The organism is Enterococcus sp. AAFC-DPL-5146 (assembly GCF_058216635.1).
Genome location: NZ_CM177103.1, coordinates 2,661,837 through 2,686,231, shown reverse-complemented (window position 1 = coordinate 2,686,231; position 24,395 = coordinate 2,661,837). Strand labels below are relative to the sequence as shown.

The 24,395-nt window shown below is 34.7% G+C and carries 17 protein-coding genes; 14 read left to right on the top strand and 3 right to left on the bottom strand.

Annotation, left to right across the window (positions count from 1 at the left end; all coding sequences use genetic code 11):
- Together AC4BB2_RS12340 and AC4BB2_RS12335 are read left to right on the top strand one after the other, a co-directional pair.
- Complete coding sequence (locus AC4BB2_RS12340; RefSeq protein ID WP_490473199.1) at positions 1-1,521, top strand: ABC transporter permease/substrate-binding protein; 1,521 nt, start codon at positions 1-3, stop codon at positions 1,519-1,521.
- A gap of 98 nt (positions 1,522-1,619) precedes the next feature.
- Positions 1,620-2,090: a hypothetical protein gene (locus tag AC4BB2_RS12335; protein ID WP_490473198.1), complete on the top strand. Its 471-nt coding sequence runs from the start codon at positions 1,620-1,622 to the stop codon at positions 2,088-2,090.
- A 642-nt stretch (positions 2,091-2,732) separates the two neighbouring features.
- Here AC4BB2_RS12335 and AC4BB2_RS12330 read toward each other — a convergent pair.
- On the bottom strand, positions 2,733-3,209 hold the full coding sequence (locus tag AC4BB2_RS12330) for a helix-turn-helix domain-containing protein (RefSeq protein ID WP_490473197.1): 477 nt from the start codon (positions 3,207-3,209) through the stop codon (positions 2,733-2,735).
- 289 nt (positions 3,210-3,498) lie between these two features.
- On the opposite strand from AC4BB2_RS12330, the gene AC4BB2_RS12325 reads away from it, so the two are divergent.
- The 6 genes from AC4BB2_RS12325 (at position 3,499) to AC4BB2_RS12300 (ending at position 12,799) form a co-directional block, all read left to right on the top strand.
- Positions 3,499-3,858 carry a lactococcin 972 family bacteriocin gene (locus AC4BB2_RS12325; RefSeq protein ID WP_490473196.1) on the top strand — a complete coding sequence of 120 codons (360 nt, stop codon included), beginning with the start codon at positions 3,499-3,501 and terminating at the stop codon, positions 3,856-3,858.
- 73 nt (positions 3,859-3,931) lie between these two features.
- On the top strand, positions 3,932-6,073 hold the full coding sequence (locus AC4BB2_RS12320) for a hypothetical protein (protein WP_490473195.1): 2,142 nt from the start codon (positions 3,932-3,934) through the stop codon (positions 6,071-6,073).
- Positions 6,063-6,701, top strand: a complete 639-nt coding sequence (locus AC4BB2_RS12315; protein WP_490473194.1) for an ABC transporter ATP-binding protein — start codon at positions 6,063-6,065, stop codon at positions 6,699-6,701. The genes AC4BB2_RS12320 and AC4BB2_RS12315 overlap by 11 nt, the downstream gene beginning before the upstream one ends.
- Positions 6,702-6,914: 213 nt before the next feature.
- Positions 6,915-7,370 (top strand): arginine repressor, encoded by a 456-nt coding sequence (gene argR, locus AC4BB2_RS12310; RefSeq protein WP_490473193.1) that lies wholly within the window; start codon positions 6,915-6,917, stop codon positions 7,368-7,370.
- Between the two features lie 37 nt (positions 7,371-7,407).
- Positions 7,408-8,928 carry a phosphohexomutase domain-containing protein gene (locus AC4BB2_RS12305; RefSeq protein ID WP_490473192.1) on the top strand — a complete coding sequence of 507 codons (1,521 nt, stop codon included), beginning with the start codon at positions 7,408-7,410 and terminating at the stop codon, positions 8,926-8,928.
- 202 nt (positions 8,929-9,130) lie between these two features.
- Positions 9,131-12,799, top strand: a complete 3,669-nt coding sequence (locus tag AC4BB2_RS12300) for an Ig-like domain-containing protein (RefSeq protein WP_490473191.1) — start codon at positions 9,131-9,133, stop codon at positions 12,797-12,799.
- 187 nt (positions 12,800-12,986) lie between these two features.
- Here the strand turns inward: AC4BB2_RS12300 and AC4BB2_RS12295 are convergent, their stop codons facing one another.
- Together AC4BB2_RS12295 and AC4BB2_RS12290 are read right to left on the bottom strand one after the other, a co-directional pair.
- The gene (locus AC4BB2_RS12295; protein WP_490473190.1) at positions 12,987-13,853 is read right to left on the bottom strand and encodes an RluA family pseudouridine synthase; all 867 of its coding nucleotides are present in this window, start codon (positions 13,851-13,853) and stop codon (positions 12,987-12,989) included.
- Positions 13,854-14,549: 696 nt separating this feature from the next.
- The gene (locus AC4BB2_RS12290) at positions 14,550-15,506 is read right to left on the bottom strand and encodes an endo-beta-N-acetylglucosaminidase (protein ID WP_490473189.1); all 957 of its coding nucleotides are present in this window, start codon (positions 15,504-15,506) and stop codon (positions 14,550-14,552) included.
- Between the two features lie 457 nt (positions 15,507-15,963).
- Here AC4BB2_RS12290 and AC4BB2_RS12285 point away from each other — a divergent pair, with 457 nt between their 5' ends.
- From AC4BB2_RS12285 to AC4BB2_RS12260, 6 genes are all read left to right on the top strand, one after another.
- Positions 15,964-18,537, top strand: coding sequence for a MucBP domain-containing protein (locus AC4BB2_RS12285; protein ID WP_490473188.1), 2,574 nt, complete (start codon positions 15,964-15,966; stop codon positions 18,535-18,537).
- Positions 18,538-18,816: 279 nt separating this feature from the next.
- On the top strand, positions 18,817-21,009 hold the full coding sequence (locus tag AC4BB2_RS12280) for a PBP1A family penicillin-binding protein (RefSeq protein WP_490473187.1): 2,193 nt from the start codon (positions 18,817-18,819) through the stop codon (positions 21,007-21,009).
- A 68-nt stretch (positions 21,010-21,077) separates the two neighbouring features.
- Entirely contained in the window at positions 21,078-21,419 is a 342-nt protein-coding gene (locus AC4BB2_RS12275) for a YlbF/YmcA family competence regulator (RefSeq protein ID WP_490473186.1), read from the top strand.
- Positions 21,420-21,692: 273 nt separating this feature from the next.
- Entirely contained in the window at positions 21,693-22,298 is a 606-nt protein-coding gene (locus tag AC4BB2_RS12270) for a CDP-alcohol phosphatidyltransferase family protein (RefSeq protein WP_490473185.1), read from the top strand.
- 21 nt (positions 22,299-22,319) lie between these two features.
- Positions 22,320-23,189, top strand: a complete 870-nt coding sequence (locus AC4BB2_RS12265; RefSeq protein WP_490473184.1) for a phosphatidylserine decarboxylase — start codon at positions 22,320-22,322, stop codon at positions 23,187-23,189.
- On the top strand, positions 23,182-24,312 hold the full coding sequence (locus AC4BB2_RS12260; RefSeq protein ID WP_490473183.1) for a metallophosphoesterase: 1,131 nt from the start codon (positions 23,182-23,184) through the stop codon (positions 24,310-24,312). The genes AC4BB2_RS12265 and AC4BB2_RS12260 overlap by 8 nt, the downstream gene beginning before the upstream one ends.
- The last annotated feature ends 83 nt before the right edge of the window (positions 24,313-24,395 follow it).

Sequence of the window (24,395 nt, the reverse complement as noted above, 5' to 3'; positions counted from 1 at the left end):
ATGGGAAAACTAATAGAAACATTCATAGCACGAAAAGAAGACTTCGTTCAAGCTGTAGTAGAGCATGTTCAACTATCTTTACTGTCATTACTGATTGCGATTCTTTTAGCTATTCCGTTAGCAATTTTATTGACTAATTATAAAAAAGCGGCTGAATTCGTCTTACAAATCACTGGGGTTTTCCAAACGATTCCTTCCTTGGCACTCCTAGGTTTATTGATTCCAATCATCGGTATTGGTAGTCCGCCAGCAATTGTCGCCTTAGTAATCTATGCACTATTTCCGATTTTGCAAAATACTTATACTGGTTTGACGGAAATTGATCCTTCTTTAGAGGAAGCCGCTATTGCATTTGGTATGAATAAACGAGAGAGACTAATCAAATTTGAAGTACAGTTAGCTTTGCCTTATATCATTTCGGGTATTCGTACGGCTACCGTTATGATTATCGGAACAGCAACGCTTGCAGCCTTGATTGGGGCAGGTGGTTTAGGGACGTTTATTCTATTAGGGATCGATCGAAACAATGTTTATCTCATTTTGATTGGTGCCATTTCCTCAGCTGTTTTGGCAGTTTTGTTTAACTTTTGTATCCATTTATTGGAAAAAGCCACAGTTAAAAGGATTGCAGTCGCGTTTACAGTGTTGCTAGCTTTGTTGGTAGGATCATTTGTTTACACTCATCAAGAAGCAGAGCAAAAAGAAATCACTGTAGCAGGGAAATTAGGTGCAGAGCCAGATATCTTGATTAACATGTACAAAGAATTAATTGAAGCAAATAGTGATGTCCACGTCAATCTAAAATCAAACTTTGGAAAAACGAGCTTTCTCTATAACGCATTAAAATCTGGAGAAATCGATATATATCCAGAATTTACCGGAACAGTCTTAGAAACATTTTTGAAAGACAATAAGAATACATCGAAAGATCCAAGAGAAGTATATGAATACGCACGTGACCAAATCAAAAAACAAGAAAATATGGATTATCTAGAACCAATGCGTTACCAAAACACCTATGCGGTTGCAGTAAAACGATCATTTGCGGAAGAGAATGGATTGAAAACAATCGAAGATTTGAAAAAAGTCGAAAATCAGTTGAAAGCTGGTTTCACTTTAGAGTTTATCGACCGTGATGATGGTTATAAAGGATTACAAAAACTGTATAATCTTAATTTAGATGTGAAGTCAATGGAACCATCTTTACGTTATCAAGCAATCAATAATGGTGATGTCAATGTGGTAGATGCTTATTCGACGGATAGTGAATTGAAGCAATACGATTTGGTTATTTTAAAGGATAATAAACAATTATTTCCACCTTATCAAGGGGCACCACTGTTGAAAGCTGAGACTCTTGAAAAATATCCAGAATTAAAAGAATTGTTGCAGCCATTAGTTGGCAAAATCACCGAAGAAGAGATGAGTGAGATGAATTACCAAGTCAATGTAGAGCAAAAAGATCCAGCGGCGGTTGCGCATGATTATTTGACGAAACAAGGGATGCTAGAGAAACAGTAGTATTTTCTTAAAAGACATTGAATCATTTATTTTGATGTGATACGTTTAATATTATTAGGTAAAAGGAGAGCTTAACTGAAAAAAAGGGGGATATCGGTATGTACGAAGAAAATATGGATCAAAAGCTAAACTGTATTCAACAAAAATCATTTTGGGGATACTATAACAGTTTGAATAGGAAATGGCGCACGATTTTGTTGCCAGTGCTGGCGATAGTGCTGGATCTAATTATGACATTATTTGGCTCACTATTCCCGAAAAGCAGTTTTCTTCTAGTTCAGGTACTTGTAGTGATAGTAGTAGAAACCTTTGTCATTTACATGGAGTACCGTTTTTATACAGATGTCTTTATTACAAAAGTGAAAAAATATAACGGAACATTATTTTTTATAAAAGCTGTCGGATTAATGACGATGTTGTGGTTATCAATGATCGTTTCTATTATTGGTAAAGGCGAGCTGCTTTCATGGGCAATCGGTGGAGTGATTTTTAGTCTGATCATGATAGGAATCATGTTGCCAAGTATGAACGAGTTTGCAAAGAAATATGCTGTTTTAGGATTAGAGTAAAAATAAAACAAAGTGCACAAGGTGAATGATCATCTTGTTGTACTTTGTTTTTTATTTATATTGGTAACCATTGAAATGGTGATCTGTTTGCTTTTTTTAGTGAAATCATGTTTTTTCCAAAAATCAATTCAAGATGATCTAGTAGTTCATTTTCGCTAAGAACCGAAGTCAGGTGCCTTTGTTTTTCTTACTATTAAAAATAGTTCCAGACACCCAGCTTGTTTAGTTTGGAAGGATCTTGGCAATCAACGGTAGAATAGATAATAATCGTTTAAATTACTCCAGCGGACAAAATAGTCACTATTTTTCTTTCTTGTTCAGATAGTTTTAGTCCCAAGGAAATCTTCTCCTCTATAGTATTCGTTGTAAGAAAGACATCATAAACAAGAAGGTAATCATTATTCATTATGATTACAAAAAAAGCCAGTGCGGATACACGGACTCTTTAGTTGAGTTTTGACTAAAGCTCGATAGATTATTACGTTGTCACTATCCTTACTTTAGCGTGGAAGATAGTGGTCTTTTTTTACCCAAAAATCAAAGTGATAAAGATTTTAATCACTTCAACTCATCTTCTTGCAAAGTGCCTTTTTATTTTGTCTAGCTGAACGAGATTCGTTTGGCTAGCTTTTTTGTTTTATTTTATATCATAACATTAACAATAATAAGTATTAGCACTGGGATCACAACATTGAATAAATAGGCTTTATAACTATCTAAAATGAAGATAATCACTATGTTTGATAACAGGATAACAGCAAGTAAAAACAAAATAAACCATGTAAAAGCGCCATGTGTGTAAGCAAAAAAAGAGCTTTGTATTAAATTAAACAAAAGAATGAATATTATAACAACATTTACTGAAAGAGCTAAGTATTTTATATACGTTATAGGATGCTTCATCTCTTTTTGATCAGGGGTGTTTTCTGATACTAAAGACGCTAACTGAATATTATAGAAGCTACAAATTTGATTTAATGTTTTAATGTCTGGAATGGTTTTTCCATTTTCCCATTTAGAAATAGTTTGCCTTGTTACGAACAATTGCTGTGCTAATTCTTCTTGTGTGTAGTTATTTTCCATTCTCAATGATTTAAGTTTGTAACCTAAAGATTCCATGTTATTCCTCCTGTGTAAATATAAATGTACATAAATTAATTTTAACATAATTCACATTATAAATTAATTATATTTTACAGTAAATGTTAAGAATAAAATACTGGAAATCAAGTATAAATCTCTTTTATTAAGTATTTAAGGATGTAAACTACAACTTGCATGTTGGATATATGCGTATACACAGTTTTATTTCGTCATGTAAATTAACAAGTTCTTTATAAAAGCCTCTAACTGATAGTAAGCTAAGTTTGTACCAGAAATGGTAATAAAAAATAATGGAGGAAGAAGTATGAAGAAAACTATTTTATTTTTAGGCATTTTAGCAATGAGTGTTGTCGGTGGTTTTTCTGTACAAGCGAGTGAGGATCAGGAAGCTTTATTTGGTGGAGGAATGGAAGCGCGTAATGATGTAGCGCCAGACGATGTTATACCGAAAGCAAGATATGCTGCTGGAGGAGGAGACTTTGCTTGTGGTGTTAACGGATTTAAAGTGTGGGCAAGATATGATCATTCTAGAAGAACACATAGTGCAACAGCTAAAAATGGTTGGGGTGGCTCTGTTCGAGATAAACAAAGTGCAGGCAGACGTGCTTATGCAACAGCAAATGCAACATTGAGTGGAAATACAGGTTGGTGGAATGTCTACTAGTCAACTAAGTATAAATGAAGAGAGTGTTTAAACTAACACTCTCTTTTTACCCTATCAGAAAGGTCGAATACATATGATTAAAAAAATCAATTTTATCTTATCATCAATCATTTTTCTTTTAGTATTATTCTCTTCCACCAGTATTTTAAATGGTCTTGATATCAACAAAGCACTCTATGAAAATACCCAAGAGCTTCATATTATCTATTCTCCACAAACCGATTATAAAAAGTTAGTTAATGACATTTATAGTGAATCTGTTAAAAATAAAATAAATATTTCGCAATACAATTTTTCTGATAAAGACACACTAAATATTCTCTCAACAAATCCTAAAGTAAATCCATTCTTCGATTTGAAAGAGGGGGCATTTCCAAAAAAATCTGAGACTTCCTATGTTACAAATTATTCGGATGAAGATGAAAATAATATCGGTCTTATAAATTTACCAAGTGATTACTTCAAAATAAAGCTTTATTCATTTGAGCAAGTCAAAAATAGTGGCTTGGGTAATGTTTTCTATATTCAAGGGAATGGGGATAAGCAAGATATTATAACGACTTTCCAAAAATATGGAACTATAAAAATATCTGCCCCAACGATATCCGATACTTTTACGATAAACGCCTATCAAAATATTGTTCTACTGTATTTGATTATATTTTTCTTTGTGTGTATTCTTTCGATGGCATTTTCTCAAAGAAAAGTTATTTCTTTAAAGAAAATTTTAGGTTATTCTGCTAAACAAATTGTACTGCAATCAATGAAATTAACCTATTCTATCTTATACGGACTAATCATATCTTTGCTGATATTTATATTTTTATCTAAACATATCAATCTAAATTTACTATGGTCAATACTACTGTGTCTTTCCATTTACCTATTTTCATTGGTTATCTATCTTTCAATGCAGCTATATTTATATCACTTTATACGGGAAATGAACAATATGAAAGGTGCTGCTCCAAGCAAGGTAGTAACGATTATTCTGGGGATATTGTTATGTATAGCTTTATTTTTATTTCTAGGAAAATCCCAAAGAATCCAAAGTGAAATCGAAAAATATAGTAGCATAAGTCAATCCAACAAAGTTTGGTCAAGAACTAAGAATTTATATAAGACCAACATAACCAATCAATTGGATCGAGACAACAATATAGAAGAGAAAACATATTTAAAAAACGCTCAAAAATTTTATGAACGAATCTCAACTAAATACAAAACGTTTATTATTGCTCCCTATAACTATACAGTAATCTATAATTCTAAGGGGGTCTCCAGGATGGTTGGGCAAGACAGAATATCGGATAAAGAAGAATTTATTACTTCACCAGGTGGTGCAGATATAACGATTGATAGGAATTATTTAAAGGTCAATCCGATAAAATTTGTCACAGATGCTGAAAAAGAACGGATAAATTCTGATGCTAATACACTATCCATCCTTGTTCCAAAGAAATACAAAAAATATGAATCAGAAATAAAGAAGAATTATTTAGCAGACGTAAAATTTAGATTGACAGAAGATCCGCCAAATGCTGATATTTCTTTGGATCAACTAAAAATTCAAGTGTTATATGTTGAAAACAAACAAAAGTATTTTACATATAATGTGTTCTACGGTACTGAGGCAGAAAAGAATAATATTGAGGATCCTATAGCAATAGTAGTCAATCCTAAATTAATGGACGGGCTATTTTGGGGAAATATTTTAACCATGAATGGAGGATTGTTTATTGATTTTGGTGATATAGCTGGAAAGGAACCTTTTGATCTTATAAAAAAAGATGTGAGAGGATCAGGGCTTAACGGGATTGTAAACTTTACGATATCTGTCTTTAAAGAACGTGGAGAAAATGTTGCTAGAAATGAAGTTATATTGTTCAATTTAAGTATTCAGTACGGTATTTTGCTTGTTTTACTATTGACGTTGAATATTCAAATTTCTTTAGTGATTTACAAAATAAATTCAAAAAAACTCTTCGTAAAAAAAATACTAGGTTACTCAGCACTAAACCAGAGTATAGATGTTGTATTTTTCCCAATACTTATAGAAATGACTACTGTATCAGTTTTTTATATAGTCTATCCTAAAAATTCTTTTGGTTTTTTCCCATTGCTATTTATTTTAATACTTAACCTAACAATTTATGGATGTATTCATTTTAAAAATAAATCCGTTACTCTGAAGGAGGATTTTTATGATATTTGAGGCTACAGATTTGTCAATTGAGATAGACAAGAAGAAAATAATTAACAATTTTACGCTATCGGTTAAAGCGGGAGATTTTGTTTTGATAACAGGAAAAAGTGGCACTGGAAAGACTACACTGATTAACAACCTAAGTTTATTAGAAAATAAATTTACAGGAAGTTTAAAATACAATCATTCCGTTGTTAAGAAAAAAAATATTCAAAAGATTAGAAAGAATGTTATCAGCTACATGTTCCAAAATTATGGCTTGTTAGAAAATATGACGGTGTTAGAGAATCTTAAGCTGGCGATTAAATACAATAAGTCTTTTAAGAAAACGGATTTAACAACCCTTTTAGAGAAATTTTCATTATCGGAATCAATCCTAGCTAAAAAAGTATTTTTATTAAGCGGTGGCGAGCAACAAAGAATCGCTCTTATTCGTTCATTATTAAAACCTTTTGAGATTATTTTTGCCGATGAGCCTACAGGTAATCTCGATGACGAAAATGCCATGTTTATAGTAGAATATTTTCAATATTTAGTTACTGAAAAAAATAAAGCTGTTGTGATGGTTACACATGATAAAAAACTCTTAGAGTATGCTACAACTGTGATAGATTTAGATGATAACAACGGGAATTAACATTGACATAGCTCGAAAAAAAACCTAAATCCTTATAATGTTGAAAACTATATTACCAGAAAAAGTGTAGAACAAAGTCAAGTGATTGTTCTACACTTTTTCGACGTTTTCCCTCACTTTTCTCATAATAAAGTAATTTTTACCAAAAAGAAATGCAAATTTCTCAGACTTTCGCTATAATAAAGAAAACAACTAAAAACAGGAAGTGTTGACATGAAAAAAGTAGATCGGCAGCTGTTGATCAAACAATTGATCACAGAAAATGAAATAGAAACCCAAGACGACCTGATTGCACTTCTTGAACAATCCGGCGTCAAAGCAACGCAAGCAACTGTCTCAAGAGACGTTCGTGAGATGAGCATCGTTAAAACCCACGGATCAGATGGTCGAGTGAAGTATGCCTTATTCTCTCAACAACAAGCATCCAGCAGCGAAGAAAAACTAAAAGAATCTGTTAAAGATTCAGTGATTCGCATGGAACGTGTCCAGTTTATGGTAATTGTTCATACTGATATGGGCGCAGCAGATGTTGTGACGAATTTTTTAGATGAAGTCAGCTATGAAGAAATTGCAGGAACTGTAGCAGGAGTAGACACAATCATTATCATTGCTCGTTCAGAAGATGACGCGATAGCCGTTGTTGAACGATTTGAAGCGATGATGGCTTAAACATAACCAATCAAAAAATGAAGGGAGATTTGGTTACATGGATTTGAAAGCGTTACAAAACGGGTCGGATATAAGAGGAATAGCAGTAGATCATGAAGAAAAAACAGCGAACCTAACGCCAGAGCAAGTCGGGAAAATCGCGGTAGGAATGGTTCATTGGCTTCGTGATGAAAAAAATTTAGCTGAAAAACATCAATCGGGAAAATTAAAAATTGGCATCGGTCATGATAGCCGTATTTCAGCGGATCGCTTGAAACAAGCATTGATTGATAGTTTTATGGAACAAAACGTAGAAGTCCTAGATTTTGGCTTAGCCACTACACCAGCAATGTTTATGGCAACTCAGTTTTCTCAATATGATTGCGATGCAGCGATTATGATAACAGCGAGCCATTTACCATATTATTTTAATGGATTAAAATTATTTACTAAATCTGGTGGTGCAGAAAAAGCGGATATTGCTTATATCTTAGAACACGCTGACGAACCTGCACTTTTAGCAAAAGGCTCAGCAACAAAAACAACGATTTTAGATGATTATTCCGCTGATTTAACGGATAAGATTCGTAAAGGAATGAAAACAACAGAAGAAAAACCTCTAGCAGGTTTTCATATTATAGTGGATGCAGGCAATGGGGCAGGTGGTTTCTTTGCTGAAAAGGTCTTAGCAAGACTGGGAGCTGATATCACAGGCTCTCAATTTTTAGAACCAGACGGGATGTTTCCAAACCATATACCAAATCCAGATAATAAAGAAGCAATGAAAAGTATTCAACAAGCTGTATTGAAAAACGAAGCTGATTTAGGTGTGATTTTTGATACCGATGTCGATCGATCGGCAGTAGTAGATGCATCTGGCGAAGTAATCAATCGAAACAATTTAATTGCTGTTTTAGCTACGATTGTGTTAGAAGAGTTTCCAGGCAGTAGCATTGTTACAAATTCACCAACTTCAAGTCATCTGAAAGAGTTTATTGAATCCAAAGGTGGCAAACAAGTTCGCTATATTTCCGGCTATCGTAATGTCATCAATAAAATGATTGAATTAAATAAAGAAGGAATCGATACTCAATTAGCGATTGAAACCAGTGGACATGCGGCCTTTAAAGAAAACTACTTTTTAGATGATGGTGCCTACGTTATTGCTAAAATATTGATGTTGCTGCCACGCTTAAAAAATGAAGGCTCAACAATTGGAGAGTTGATTAGTTCATTAAAACAACCCGCTGAAACCCAAGAACTACGTTTTGAAATTTTGGCAAGTAATGTTCGTGAATATGGTGAACAAGTGATTCTGGAGCTAAGTAGTTTTGTTGCGAGTCAACGAGGTATGAAGGTTGATCCTGAAAATCATGAAGGAATTCGAGTGTATGTTTATGATGAATATGGGAGTGGTTGGTTCTTACTTCGAATGAGTTTACATGAGCCATTATTAGTTTTACAAGTTGAAAATGATGATGGTGGGATGAATCAAAAAATTTTAAAAGAACTATCGGGCTTTTTTGAAAAGTATTTGCAATTAGGCTTAAGTACGCTACAAGCAATAATAAATCAATAAAAAATAGAATAAAGAAGAGGATAAGACCATTGATTTGATGGTTTTATCCTCTTCTTTATTTAAATTACATAAAATAAAATTCATAATTATATGTTTTTAATGTAAAAAATATATAAAATATAGCTCAAATATTTATTTATATGATATATTAAATATGTGATATGTTTTTGTTACAAAAAATAATAAAGGGGTTTTTAAAAGGATGAAAAAAATTAAAAAAGGTTTAATGATGGTTATGATGGGACTGTGCTTGTCTTTAATGTCTACTGTTAGTGGATATGCAGTGCCAGCAGATATGGAAATAGGTGGATACAAACAACCTTCCGGGCAACAATTTGAAGCGCAAATTGTTGGTGATGAGTATTTAAATTATGTTATAGCTAATAGGACTGGAGATCTGATTAGTATAGGAGAAGATGATTATTGGTATTATAGTCAGCTAAACAAACAGACAAAAACAACTGAACCATCTCAAAGCAAATACTTGATTGATGAGCGTCCAGCCAATTCTTTGACAGTAAATGATATTGATAAATTGAATAAAAATGAGTCACTTAAACAAGAATCAAGAACGACAAAAGCTGCTACTAAATGGAATAAAAATCAAAATCTACTAGTTGTTTTAATAGAATTTAATGATATGGAATTGAAATACTCAGATGCAGAGTGGGAAAATAGAATTTTTTCTCAAACAAGTAAAAGTTTGGTTACTTATTATAAAGAAGCAACGAATGACAAAATAAATATTGTGCCAGCAAAAGAAACGTATGGTAAGCAAGATGGAATTGTTCGGATCAAATTAGATCAAGATCATCCTAAGGTCTTTAACAACTTTAGTAAGGTTTTGCCGAGCTTGAAGGATGCTTTAGAAGGTATTCAAGATTTAGTGGATATATCTGAATATGATACAAATAAAAATGGCAGGATTGAGCCGAATGAACTTCATATTATGAGTGTTTTTGCCGGATATGAAGCATCAAGTGCTAATATTAATCCAAGTGTTTGGGGGCATAAGTGGTCTTTTGGAGGTCAAGAAATAGGATATCCAATTGTGGATGGGATAAAATTGAATCATTATACTGCATTTGGTGAGCGGATGGGGCGAAAAAATGTTGATCATGAGTATCAATCTGAATTAGGAATCATAGCACATGAATTTGGTCATGATTTAGGATTACCTGACCTTTATAACTCTGAAACGAAGATAATTGAACATGATGGGAAATATGTTAGTGTTTCTGATGGTGATGGACTTGGTAGATATAGTTTAATGGCAAATGGATCATGGGCATATCTAGAAGGTGAATCAAGTGGAGCTACACCGACGCATTTAGATGCCTATTGTAAAGTTGCTTTAGGTATTGTTGAACCGACAATTGTGGATAAAACTGTAAATATAAATGTTAATCATATCAGTCAAGCTGATTTTAATTTAGTACGTGTAAACACAGCAAATCCGAAAGAATATTTTTTAATCGAAAACCGCCAATTAACTGGGTATGACGCAGCTTTGAAAACTGTAATTTATAGTTTAGAACATGGGGATAAGCCAATTGTAGCATCTGGAGGAGTTGCGATTTACCATGTAAATGAAGCATACAGGAAGAATAATTCTCCTAGCGAACAACTGGTCACGTTGAAAGAAGCAAATGAAGGGATTTTAGGACATTCACAGTTAAGTACGGCTCGTTATTATTCTACAAATAATTACGACGGCTTCTATTACAAAGGGATGGGTGGACATGGCGAACAACAGCAGACAGCTTTGACTAAAGAATCAGTACCTTCTACAGCACTTTCTGATGGAAGTTATTCAGCGTTTGATATTCTGGTGAATTCAGAAGCTAGTCCAACGATGAATGTAACAATTAAAGGAAAAGACGCCGAAGTCACAGGTGTAAGCGTCGAGCCAAAAAAAGTGGCTATGAAAACAGGGACTACAAAACAACTAGATGCTAAAGTCATCCCTGAAAATGCAGTAAATAAAGCAATAAGCTGGAGCAGTTCGAACGAGGCGATTGCAACAATTTCAAGTTCAGGCGTAGTTACAGCTAAAAAAGCAGGAACAGTCATAGTTACAGTAACGACAGACGAAGGTGGAAAAACAGATACAAGTACAATTACAATAACTGATCCAGATGTCCCGGTTGTTGATGTAAGTGTTACTCCATCAAGCAAAGAGCTAGTGATAGGTGCAACAAAGCAATTGACAGCTACAATAAATCCAGATAATGCAACAAATAAAAAAGTAGACTGGAGCAGTTCCGATAAAAATATAGCAACTGTGTCATCTACTGGTTTAGTTACCGCAAAAGCAGTTGGAACTGCAGTAATAAAAGTAACGACAGAAGACGGTAGAAAAACAGCGTCAACAACTATTACTGTTAAAAATACTAATACTGGCGGTAGCTTTGATGAAGCAATAGAAATGGATGTAAATGAACTGTATGATGTTACAATCAACGAAACTAAAGAAAAATACTATGCTTTTAAACCGAGTAGTACAGGTGAGTACAGTTTTATCAGTGAAGGAACGTTAGACTGGTCAGGGTATTTATATGACGAAACAAAAAAAAGAATAGGTTACAATGATGATGGTAATGGAAACCTCCAGTTTAAAATTAATACTAAGTTGGAAGCAGGAAAAACCTACTATCTAGAAGTATATAATCGAGGCATATCTGGGGAAAATAAAATCCGAGTTTATCCAGTAGTACGTGCAACTGAGCTTATCTTAACAACGACGGTGACAAGTTTGAAAGAAGGCGAAAAAAGTCAATTAACAGGGACGATTGCACCAGAAAATACGACTGAAAATGAAAAAATAAACTGGAGTAGTAATGATACTAGAGTCGCTACTGTCAGCGACACAGGAGAAATTGAAGCAAAAAATTATGGAACCGTAACAATAACAGCAAGAAGTAATTATTCAGGTGTACGCAAAAGCACCAAAATCCAAGTGACTTCAGATAAAGAGGGCAGTAGTTTTGATAAAACACTACCACTGGAACCAAATAAAATAACTGAAGTGACATTATCAGAAGTGAGAGAAAAATATTATACTTTTACACCAAGTAGTGATGGTGAATACAGTTTCGTTAGTGAAGGGAAACTTGATTGGTCAGCGGAATTATACGATAACACAAAAAATCAACTAAGTGCGAATCGTGGTGGTAATGGAAATAACCAGTTTAATATTATTACTAAGTTAGAAGCAGGAAAAACATACTATCTAAAAGTACACAATCGAGGTATATTTGGAGAAAATAAAATCCGAGTTTATCCAGTAGTGCGTGCGACAGAGCTTACTTTAACTCCGACAGTGATAAGCCTGAAAGAAGGAGAAAAGAAACAGCTGACAGGAACACTGACACCTAAGAATACGACAGAAAATAAAGAATTGATCTGGAGCAGTAACGACAACAGAGTAGCTACTGTCAGTGAGGCTGGAGAAATTGAAGCAAAAAATTATGGAACCGTGACAATAACAGCAAAAGGTCGTTATTATGGATTAAGTAAAAGCGTGACAATCAAAGTGACATCTGACAAAGTTGGAAGCAGCTTCGATAAATCAATAGCGCTGGATTTGAATAAAGTAACTGATGTATCCCTGCCGGAAACTAAAGAAAAATACTACGCTTTTAAACCAAGTATTGAAGGGAACTATAGCTTTGTCAGCGAAGGGACATTAGACTGGTCAGGGTATTTATATGACGAAACAAAAAATCAAATAGGCTATAATGATGATAGCAATGGAAATCGTCAGTTCAAAATTAATGCTAAGTTAGAAACAGGAAAAACGTACTATCTAAAAGTATATAACCGAGGTGTATTTGGAGAAAATAAAATCCGAGTGACATTGAATAAATGATTCATTTTCCAGACGTGTATTAAAAATTTAAATAATTTGAGTATTGCTTCTCTTTATCAATTGATTCATTGGTTATCCATGTAAACATGTTCAATAATAAGTTAAAGGGAATAGGATCAAAAATGACTGGTTTTTTACTGGATGGCATATCATGCTGCTGTCCAATAACAACCAGTCTTTTTTTATTTTAAAGTGACCATAAAGCAGGTTCAGCCTTTGCTACAATGATTTCTCCAGTAAATGGATGGTTTAAATGTAACTCATAAGCATGAAGCATTAGCCGGCCATTAGGTCTTGGATGATACAATGGATCACCGATGATTGGATGACCAATACTTTCAAGATGTACTCGAATTTGATGCGTTCGTCCAGTTTCCAGAACACAGTAAATGGCTGTCTGGTTCATTTCTTTTATATAAGAAACCACTTCAACATGGGTAACAGCTGCATCTCCACGACGCTCATCAATCACTCGTTTTCGTCGATCATGTCGGTCACGGCCGATTTTTTTACGAATGATTAAAGATGCTTTTAGATTACCTGAAATCATAGCTTGATATCGACGATAAATTTGTTTGCCTTCCAATAACCGACCAAGAATTGGCAGTACAAAAGGATTTTTAGCAAATAAAATTGCCCCGCTGGTTTCTTTATCCAAGCGATGAACAACATAAGGTACTTGGTTTTTAGGAGCTAAGTAAGCAGCTAAATGATTAAGTAGCGTATTATTTTCATTAGGTTGATTGGGATGAGTTTTCATACCGATCGGTTTATTCAAAATAATCAAGTGTTCGTCTTCAAATAATACATCGATTATCGAGTCATTTCCTAAAAGGATCTCAGGTGTGGGGTAATCTTCGGGTTCAAAAAGCAAAGTAATAACATCACCACTTTTTACAGGGAAATGGAATAAAGCAGATTCGCCATTAATCGAAACGTTTTTTCGAGTTCGTAAAAAGTGCCTTACTTTACGAGGAACTAACCATTCTTGTTCCAGCAGTTCTCGGACTGTTTGCTCTTTAAAATTCTTGGGTAACTGGATGGATAATTCCATTTTTTTTCCGCCTTTTCGATAGAGTACTATCTTAGTTTAACAAATTGGACGAGAGAAATGAAGGGAGAGTTTTCGGAGTGGTTACCAAGCGTTACAAAGCATATCCTATAGTACATTTTGTACTGTTCAACGTTGGATGATGTGATCTTTGTGGTTTATTAATATTTGTTTTATCTAGTCCTTTGATGATTCATAAGCAAAGAAACTTCGCTCACGGTGTTCGCTAAATGCTGTTTGTCATCTACTCTGGCAAAGCTAATCGCAGTGATTTACAAGTAAGGAAACTTCGCTCACGGTGTTCGCCAAGTGCTGTTCATCATCTACTCTGGCAAAGCCAGTCGCAGTGATTTGCAAGTAAGGAAACTTCGCTCACGGTGTTCGCCAAGTACTGTTCATCATCTACTCTGACAAAGCCAATCGCAGTGATTTGCAAGTAAGGGAACTTCGCTCACAATGTTCGCCAAGTACTGTTCATCATCTACTCTGGCAAAGCCAATCGTAGTGATTCACAGCAAATAACCCGTCCTTTGGGGAAGGACGGGAAAGGAGTTAAAAATGAAAAAGTGTTTTGTTAGGGTTGTTTGTTGGTATGCTTACATAGTACAAAGCAAATATGAATTTTTTGTGTATTAATTTCTTCAAAACTGTAACGCTTTTCTAAAGTAATGTTTAAATTTCATGTAATCATTTTATTGATTAGTTATTTTTCATTGTATTGATTAATCGTTTTGTCCAATTAAAATCTGTTTTTGTGATCGTATCGTCGCCAAATTGTTTACCGTCTCGATCAATCGCATAAACAAACATCCCACCTTTTTGCCCATCTTTTGGATTCCATTTAGCATAAGCATAGGCACGGCTTGTTTCATAAGGTTCTACGGTGTCGTTCCAGCGATTGTGGTCTTGTTCTTCTGGGAATGAGACTCCAGGTAGAAACTGCTGTGGTGTAATGGCATTTTTATACGTGTTCCATGTGTTATCTAAAGAAGAAGCGGAACGACCGTAAGCTTGGATAAATAGATAGTCGATATAGGGTGCAACTTTTTTGAATAAAGAATGGTTATCTTTATTTGTATCATAAATCAATAATTTTCCTGTGTTGGAATTAGGACCTAATTTTTTAGACAAAGCTGTAAATGTACCGGCAGCCATCTCTTCTTGTTTAGCTGTTAAACTAGATTCCATATCAACATCCAGTCCATCTAAATTCCACGGTGTAAGGTAGGTATCAATTAATTTTTGGGCATATTGTTCATATTCAGCTATTGTGGGAGTAGCTCCTGCGTGTGGAACATTCCAAATTTCTCGGATATCAATCGTCCGAATAACACGAGTCCCTCTAGCATGTAAGGTAGGAACGTAAGTATCTTTCAATGTATCCCAAAATTTCTGTTGATTTGTTCCGGGATTTACATAATGAAAAACAGAAACGATATCCACACCTTCAGGAATATCTGTCATAGCTGTGACGTTTTGATCAGGTAATGTGGAATTTGCATCATGAGGCATAGTAACATCCCGCCATGTGCGATAATAGGCCATCATGATTGGTTCTTTTTTAGTGGTTTGTGTTGCATGAGATTGATTAGGCTCTAAGCCAAGGCTTAATAAAAAGAAAATTGGAATAAGTAAAAATAGTAACTTCTTAGACATAAAAACACTCCTCTTTGTTTTTTTGTTAAACGCTTACATTTCGAAAAAAGTGTAGCATAAAATAATCTAGAATAGCAATTAAGTAAGCTTTAATCAGTTGCAATAGGTAGAAATTTCATATTCTGTAGTATTACTTGAAAATTTTCTCAGAACAAAAAGAGACCCACTCTTTAGGGAAGCGTGGGAAAAAGGAGTTAAAAAATGAAAAAGTGTTTTGTTAGGGTTTGTTGGTATGTTTATATAATACAAACTAAATATGAATTTTTTTTGCCTTAATTTATCCGAAAGTGTAATCTTTTTCTAAAACAGACATTAAAATTAGTTATATCTGATATATATTTAAAGAAAACGATACAATATAAATATATATTAAATATGATTTTCCACTAATCTGATGTATAATTGCTGTATTATCTACTACTATTTTATAAATAGGAGAAACTTCCAAGGAGGCACCATGAAAAAAAGTATAATAGTACTTGTTGTCAGTAGCTTATTGTTTATGAATGTATCCCCATTAGTCAGTTACGCAGAAAACAAAATGATTCAAAAATCGGAAGATCCATCTATTGATAATAATACTTCGGATCAATCGATCCCGACTGAAGAAGATTACAATAAGATCGAGGGAGAATTTGAAAGCAATTCAAATGAATCCATCGGACAAGAGGAATTTTTAGATTCTCAAACAAATGTATCGGAATTGATTTCAGAAGAGACAAAAGAAGAGAACGAGCAGCAAAAACTGCAGACTGAAAAAGAGTCTGACTTAACTTTTGATTCAACACAAATGACAGATTCCAACAACAAATTAACAGACACTTCAGAAAAAAACGAAACCTTTGCAGATGTGGTCACTATTCCAGATTTGAATTTACGAAAGCTGATCAATACAAGACTAAAACATATTTCTGATTGGGAGAGCTACACACCTACAAAACAAGAATTAGCATCAATAAATGGACATTTTCGCTTAGATTTTAATACAACGAAGCAAACACAATTTACAAGTTTAGAAGGAGTTCAATATCTTACTGGGATTTCAGAATTGTACGCATATTATGTTACTTTTATGAATTTAGATGATTTGAATTTAATTAGTATGTTGAAGCAATTAACTTATATCTCGATGGGAGATACTAATATTGATAATATGGCTTTTGCTGCATCGTTACCTAATTTAACAGGGATGGTTCTGCCTAGGAATAATATCAGTGATGTGCGTGCTAGTTTGGACTATTACAATTCACCTAAAAGAAGGCAATACAATTTCCTTAACCAATCAATCACTAAAACAATTACTTTGGAGAGTGGACAAAGTGTAGTAGATCCTTTGGCAATTATTGGAATCAATGGGAATCCAGTTTTAATCAACTATCAAAATTCTACTAATCGCTTTAAATTTGAAAATGGTAAATTTATCGGCAATAATTTAGTTCCCGGGCAAACCTATATAATAAAATATTACTTTATAGATACCAGTATTAATCATGTAGGGGCATTAAATGGATTTGCAACAATCAATGTCCGAATACCGTTGCTCCAAGCTGCAGATGTAACGGTAAGATACGAAGACCCTGAAGGCAAAGAACTAGCCCCAACTAAGATATTAAGTGGGAATCTCGGAGAGACGTACACGAGTGAACAAATAGAAATTCCTGACTATACTTTTAAAGAAGTTCGAGGAGCAACAAGTGGAAAATTCACGTCAGAAGCTCAAACGGTAACGTATATCTATACAAAAACGCCAGTTAAAGGAGCAGACGTAACAGTAAGATACGAAGACCCTGAAGGCAAAGAACTAGCCCCAACTGAGATATTAAGTGGGAATCTCGAAGAGACGTACACGAGTGAACAAATAGAAATTCCTGACTATACTTTTAAAGAAGTTAGAGGAGCAGCAAGTGGAAAATTCACGTCAGAAGCTCAAACGGTAACGTATATCTATACGAAAAAGCCAGTTAAAGGAGCAGACGTAACAGTAAGATACGAAGACCCTGAAGGCAAAGAACTAGCCCCAACTGAGATATTAAGTGGGAATCTCGAAGAGACGTACACGAGTGAACAAATAGAAATTCCTGACTATACTTTTAAAGAAGTTCGAGGAGCAACAAGTGGAAAATTCACGTCAGAAGCTCAAACGGTAACGTATATCTATACGAAAAAGCCAGTTAAAGGAGCAGACGTAACAGTAAGATACGAAGACCCAGAAGGCAAAGAATTAGCCCCAACTAAGATATTAAGTGGGAATCTCGAAGAGACGTACACGAGTGAACAAATAGAAATTCCTGACTATACTTTTAAAGAAGTTAGAGGAGCAGCAAGTGGGAAATTCACGTCAGAAGCTCAAACGGTAACGTATATCTATACAAAAACGCCAGTTAAAGGAGCAGATGTAACAGTAAGATACGAAGACCCAGAAGGCAAAAAATTAGCCCCAACTAAGATATTAAGTGGGAATCTCGAAGAGACGTACACGAGTGAACAAATAGAAATTCCTGACTATACTTTTAAAGAAGTTCGAGGAGCAGCAAGTGGGAAATTCACGTCAGAAGCTCAAACGGTAACGTATATCTATACCAAAATACCAATTAAAGGAGCAGACGTAACAGTAAGATACGAAGACCCAGAAGGCAAAGAATTAGCCCCAACTAAGATATTAAGTGGGAATATTGGAGACCCATATACAAGTGAGCAGTTAGCTATTGAGGGGTATGTTTTCAAAAATGTTGAAGGAAATTCAACTGGAAATTTCACTGCTGAGGCTCAAGAAATAACCTATGTATATACAAAACAAACAGTTAACGGTAATCATGGTAAGTTAAGTGATACTTTAGATAAAAAGCATCAAACTCAAAATATTCAACCAAATCTGAATAACTCCAGTACAATAAGTTCCACCTATCAAAAAACTTTTCCTAAAACTGGAGAAAAACAAGGTTTAGGAAAACAATTGTCTGTTTTGGGTGGTATCATCATCATTCTATTGACTGGTTTATTCATTTGGAATAAACGAAAATCTTCCAAATAATAAATAATAAAGATAGTGGAGAACTAACGGCCACTATCTTTATTTATATCGCCATAGATACATTGTCCAACTATAGTTAATAAAACAAAATAGTATTCAAATATTGCGATTTCCCATTTTCTTGACAGATTCTTAAGCTTTTCTACATAAAATCAAAAGAAAAGCATGATAAAATAGATAAAGCAAAATCTATGTGCCTGATTCAGGCTAAAGCCGTATGAATAGAGACGATAATCTATGTTAAAATGGCTTAGAAACTTTTACATAAGAGGGAGTACTATGGATACTAAAACTATTATAGAAAAATTAAAAGCTGCTTTTAAAAGCTTTTGGACTTGGGTTAAACCATACTTGATTCGTTTTCATCACTGGAGAAAGCGAATTTGGAAGAAATATCAAATCAATAAAATCATTTTACTTTTTGGCTTAGTTGTCGTTTTAGTAGCCAGTATCTATTTATTTACACTGGCTAAATCGGCGAATGTAGGAGCACTCAAAAAAGGGCTGGAGGAATCCACCGTTATCTATGACAAAGATGGAAAAGAAGCAGGGAAGCTGTTTGGGCAAAAAGGAACAGTCGTCACCATTGATCAAATTTCTCCATATGTCAAAGATGCATTAATTTCAACTGAGGATCGAAACTTTGAGACTCATCATGGTTACGATATCAAAGGACTTTTACGGGCAGTTGTTGGGAAGTTAAGTCTTGGCATGATTGGTGGAGGCGGCGGAGGTAGTACGATTACGCAGCAACTAGCAAAAAATGCTTACCTCACGCAAGAACAAACGATGACGCGTAAAGCAAGAGAGCTATTTTTAGCAATCGAAATCGAGAAAAAATATGATAAACAACAGATTTTAGAAATGTATCTGAACAATTCTTATTTCGGTAACGGAGTTTGGGGGATTGAAGATGCATCTCATAAATATTTTGGCGTTAGCGCTAGTGAATTATCAGTTGGCCAAGCAGCCACTTTAGTAGGTATGCTGAAAGGACCGGGTATCTATAATCCTCTAGATTATATAGAAAATGCAGTTAATCGACGTAATACGGTTTTACAGTTAATGGTAGATAATGGTAAATTATCTCAAGGGGAAGCCGATGCTCAAGCTGGTGTAGATATGGACAGCATGTTGGTTGATAATTACTCAGATAAGAATTCAGATTATAGATATCCCTATTATTTTGATGCGGTTATTGATGAAGCCGTCAATAAATATGGCTTAAAAGAAGAAGATCTATTGAATAAGGGCTACAAAATCTATACAGCATTAGATCAAAATTATCAAGAGACGATGCAACAAACCTATGCTAATGATGCGCTGTTTCCGCCTAATGCAGAAGATGGTGCAATGGTTCAAAGTGGTTCAGTTGCCCTTGATCCGAAAACTGGCGGTGTACAAGGTGTTGTGGGAGGACGAGGCGAGCATGTTTATCGTGGCTTTAACTTTGCGACACAAACAAAACGTTCACCAGGATCGTCATTAAAACCAATCTCAGTTTATACACCGGCCTTAGAATCTGGTATGAAACCAAATAATATTTTAGAAGATAAACCGCAAAGTTATTATCCAGCAGAAAACTATAGCCGAACGAATGCAGGGGAAGTACCGATGTATCAGGCATTGGGAGAAAGTTTGAATTTACCGGCTATTTGGACCTTGCATAAAATTGGTTTGGATAAAGGATTTGAAAAAACGCAGAAATTCGGTATTCCTTTAGCCAGTGAAGATAAATATTATGGACTGGCTTTAGGAGGATTGAAAACGGGTGTTTCTCCAATGACCATGGCTAATGCTTATAGCCCATTTGCCACAGGTGGCTCTCAGTCAGAAGCACATTTGATCACAAAAATTGTTGATTCAACAGGTGCTGTGATTGAAGATAATACCAACGCTAAAAAGAAACAGATCATTACTAAAGATGTAGCCGATCAAATGACCAGTATGCTTTTAGGTGTTTTTAGTTCTGGAACGGGAATGAATGCTGATCCAGCTGGTTATGTGATGGCCGGAAAAACAGGAACAACCGAAACTAACTTTGACACAGATAAAACTAACGATCAATGGGTAGTAGGATATACACCAGATGTAGTTATTGCAACTTGGTTAGGATTCGAACAAACAAGTTCGAGCCATTATTTACAAGGAAGCAGTGCTACTCATGCTTCGACAGTCTTTAGCAATCAAGCGCAAGGAATCATGGCTAACACTCCCCAAACGCCATTTACTGTAGCGGATGCTTATGCTACTGGAGGCGAAGTCCAAGCGGCTAGTGAAGTGTCTTCAGGAAATAATGAAGAATGGAAAGACAGTGTGAAAGATATCGGTGGTCAAGTCAAAGAAGGCGCTAAAGACATTGGCGGTAAGATTAAAGAGGGAGCTGCAGATATTGGCGGCAAAATCAAAGAAGGTTGGGACAACACCAAGAATGGATTGAAAGATATTTTTGGCGGTTTAACTGGAGAATAATCGGTTTGAAAACAAATCAAAGAATGGTACAATCAAAGAGAAGAATTTTTAGAAATGAGGGAGATTGAATGAGCAATATTTATGATACAGCCAATCAAGTAGAACGTGAGATCCGTGAATTAGCTGAATTTAAAGCCATGGAGCAAGCATATGATGAAGTAAAGGCAGACGAAGAAGCGTACAAATTATTTAAAGAATTCCAAGCTTTCCAACAAGGATTACAAGAAAAACAAATGCGTGGTGAAGAATTTTCAGATGAAGACGCTGAAAAAGCACAAGCATTGGCAACTGAAGTTCAAAAAGCAGAAGTGATCAATCAGCTGATGCAAAAAGAGCAAGCATTTAGCTTGATTGTGAATGATTTAAATCGTATTATCATGACACCAATTCGTGATCTATATAACGATTAGGAAATAAGCTTAAGGATAGGACAAAAGAAACTCTTCTTTTGAAGGGGGGGCTTTTGTCTTATCTTTTTTTGGTTATATGAGAAATTTTACGTCGAAAAAAAGATATATTTTTTGTATTTATCTCTAAATAATCATTAATTGGTGTGATAAAGGAGTTTTTTCTTCTTTCAAATTTTCATAAAAAGTCGCAGATTCTTTCAAAAAATATCCCAAAACTCGTTACTTTAATGATATAGTAATATTAAACGAAAAAAGAATTGGGGAACAAAAAGTATGATTGGTATTTATGATTACACAGTGATTCTAACCTATGGAAATGCAATTTTTTCTATAGTTGGTATGTATTTAGCGCTTACTCAACACATTGTCGAAGCCATTTTTTGTTTGGTTCTCTCTGGTATTTGTGACATGTTTGATGGTTTTGTTGCAAATCTTAAAGACCGCACTAAAAGCGAGATGAACTACGGCATTCAGATTGATTCATTGGCTGATTTAATCAGTTTTGGTGTTTTTCCAACTGTTTTAGGTTATGCATCTGGAATGACGCAAGGAATTTATTTGCCATTATTTGTATTTTATATTTTAGCTGCATTGATTCGCTTGGCTCATTACAATGTGACTGAGATGGAACGAAAAGAACAATCTGTCGGCTGTCGTGAGTATTATGAAGGTTTACCTGTAACTAGTAGCGCAGCGTTGATACCATTGTTGTTTTTTATTGCAGGACGTTTACATATTGAGATAGCTTTGGTCTATCCAGCGGCATTATTGATTATTGGTTTTTTGTTTATTTCAAAGGTGAAAATTAAAAAAGTCGATCCTCGAAAATTGATCTTTGGAGCATTTCTAGGAGCCGTTTTAGCTTTTATTATTCGTTAGATTTTTCAAAGGGGTAAATATATGGAGAAGCGATTCAAAACAAAATCAATCACTGAAAACGATAGTTGGTCATTACATTTTTTATACAAAAATCCTATCGGACGTCTCTTTTTAAAAGGCATGATTCAACCGCCAATCACAAAAGTCGTTGGAGCCTATTTAAATAGCTCATTTTCAAAAGGAATGATTAATCAATTCATTAAAAAGAATGATCTACAGATGGAAGAGTATGAAGCGACAACCTACACTTCATTCAATCATTTTTTTATGCGGGAGATAAAAAAAGAAGTGCGCCCACTGCCACAAGCACAAACATCTTTAGCAGCGCCTTGTGATGGGAAAGTTACGGTGTATCCGATAAATGAACAGAGTTGTTTTAAAGTCAAACGATCGGAATATGCTCTTTCAGAGTTACTTGATAGTACAGAACTTGCTGAACAGTGGCAAGGTGGCTGTGCTGTCATTTTTCGTTTAACACCAGATGATTATCACCATTATTATTTTATTGATGAAGGAACTATTCTTGCACATCAAAAGATAGCTGGGATTTTTCACACGGTGCAACCAATAGCCATTCACAATGAACCAGTATTTTCCAGAAATGCACGAGAAGTGACAATTATTGATACAAAGAATTTCGGAAAAATCGTTCAAATTGAAGTCGGTGCTTTAATGGTTGGCAAAATCCAGAATCTGAAAAATTCAGGAGAGTGTCAGCGGTTTGAAAAAAAAGGCTGGTTTGAATTTGGCGGTTCAACAGTGATTTTATTATTCCAAAAAAATCAAGTGATGATTGATCCAGAAATTTGGTTGAATACAGAAAACAATCAAGAAACAATTGTAAAATTTGGACAAGTTGTTGGTGAAAAATTGGAGGAGAATCATGAATAAGCTAGCATTTTTGATAATTGCTGTTTTGTTTCTTTTGGGAAATTTTTACATCGGTAAAAAATTTCTCTTTCTCTTAGACCAAGTTACATCATTTAATTATTCGTTTATTTTATGGGTAATCATCGGTTTGTTTGCTATGGCATCTATGTTGACGCTAGTATTATTCGATACAAATGTAAGTAGTTTTGTGGGGAAAATAGGTAGTTATTGGTTCTCTTTTTGGTTAGTATCTTTGGTTATTTTTGGGTTAACGGATGCCGTACTCAAAGTGACAGAAAAAATTACGATCCTTCAGTCAAAAACAGAGCTAGTTATTTGGTTAAGTTCAACTGTATTGATTGTTGTTTTATTTCTCTATGGTACATGGCAAGCACAGCAAATCAAAACGACGAAATATCAAGTAACGCTAAATAAAGCTGGAAATAACGGACAGAAAAAAATAAAAGCTGTATTGATCAGTGATGTTCATCTTGGTTATGTGAACGATGTGAAGAAGCTGAAAAAGATTGTGACTAAAATCAATCAAGTGAATCCAGATATAGTTTTTATTTCAGGTGATTTATTTGATGGTAATTATAATGCGTTGCAAGATCCAGAAGAAATCAAAAGACAATTCCGGCGACTGTCTTCTACTTACGGGACGTACATGTGCTGGGGAAATCATGATGCTGGAGAAACTTTTGAGAAGATGAAAGAACTTGTTGAATCAGGGGATATCACTTTGTTGGAAGATGAAATGACGGTAGTGGCCGAAGAGCTTCTAGTTGTAGGAAGAAAAGATAGTCGGCCGATTGGTTCACAAGATGGTGACAGAAAAAGCATTCAAGAGCAATTTAATAAAGTGGGCAATCAACTTCCAAAAATCATTTTGGATCATCAACCGTCAAATATAGATGAATATAAGCAGGCAAATGAGCTGATTCTTTCTGGACATACTCATAAAGGACAGATTTTTCCTTTTAGTTTAGTAACAAAGGCGTATTTCACAGTTGACTACGGCTACTATAGGAAGGATAAAAACGCTCCTCAAGTAATTGTTTCTTCTGGTGTTTGCACATGGGGACCGCCGATGCGTATCGGAACGCAAAGTGAAATCGTACAGATCGATCTGACAATAAAATAAGTATAATAAAGAGGCTAGGATGAGATGGAGAACATTGAATTTTGGCCTTTGTATTTTTATATTCTCAAAAAAAGTGAAAAACG

Bases quoted from the DNA above. Each gene is read 5' to 3' on its own strand.
- argR (WP_490473193.1), top strand. From the start codon at position 6,915: ATGAAAAAAGTAGATCGGCAGCTGTTGATCAAACAATTGATCACAGAA.
- AC4BB2_RS12300 (WP_490473191.1), top strand. From the start codon at position 9,131: ATGAAAAAAATTAAAAAAGGTTTAATGATGGTTATGATGGGACTGTGC.
- AC4BB2_RS12325 (WP_490473196.1), top strand. From the start codon at position 3,499: ATGAAGAAAACTATTTTATTTTTAGGCATTTTAGCAATGAGTGTTGTC.
- AC4BB2_RS12285 (WP_490473188.1), top strand. From the start codon at position 15,964: ATGAAAAAAAGTATAATAGTACTTGTTGTCAGTAGCTTATTGTTTATG.
- AC4BB2_RS12290 (WP_490473189.1), bottom strand. From the start codon at position 15,506: ATGTCTAAGAAGTTACTATTTTTACTTATTCCAATTTTCTTTTTATTA.
- AC4BB2_RS12260 (WP_490473183.1), top strand. From the start codon at position 23,182: ATGAATAAGCTAGCATTTTTGATAATTGCTGTTTTGTTTCTTTTGGGA.
- AC4BB2_RS12275 (WP_490473186.1), top strand. From the start codon at position 21,078: ATGAGCAATATTTATGATACAGCCAATCAAGTAGAACGTGAGATCCGT.
- AC4BB2_RS12270 (WP_490473185.1), top strand. From the start codon at position 21,693: ATGATTGGTATTTATGATTACACAGTGATTCTAACCTATGGAAATGCA.
- AC4BB2_RS12320 (WP_490473195.1), top strand. From the start codon at position 3,932: ATGATTAAAAAAATCAATTTTATCTTATCATCAATCATTTTTCTTTTA.
- AC4BB2_RS12280 (WP_490473187.1), top strand. From the start codon at position 18,817: ATGGATACTAAAACTATTATAGAAAAATTAAAAGCTGCTTTTAAAAGC.
- AC4BB2_RS12305 (WP_490473192.1), top strand. From the start codon at position 7,408: ATGGATTTGAAAGCGTTACAAAACGGGTCGGATATAAGAGGAATAGCA.
- AC4BB2_RS12330 (WP_490473197.1), bottom strand. From the start codon at position 3,209: ATGGAATCTTTAGGTTACAAACTTAAATCATTGAGAATGGAAAATAAC.
- AC4BB2_RS12315 (WP_490473194.1), top strand. From the start codon at position 6,063: ATGATATTTGAGGCTACAGATTTGTCAATTGAGATAGACAAGAAGAAA.
- AC4BB2_RS12265 (WP_490473184.1), top strand. From the start codon at position 22,320: ATGGAGAAGCGATTCAAAACAAAATCAATCACTGAAAACGATAGTTGG.
- AC4BB2_RS12335 (WP_490473198.1), top strand. From the start codon at position 1,620: ATGTACGAAGAAAATATGGATCAAAAGCTAAACTGTATTCAACAAAAA.
- AC4BB2_RS12295 (WP_490473190.1), bottom strand. From the start codon at position 13,853: ATGGAATTATCCATCCAGTTACCCAAGAATTTTAAAGAGCAAACAGTC.
- AC4BB2_RS12340 (WP_490473199.1), top strand. From the start codon at position 1: ATGGGAAAACTAATAGAAACATTCATAGCACGAAAAGAAGACTTCGTT.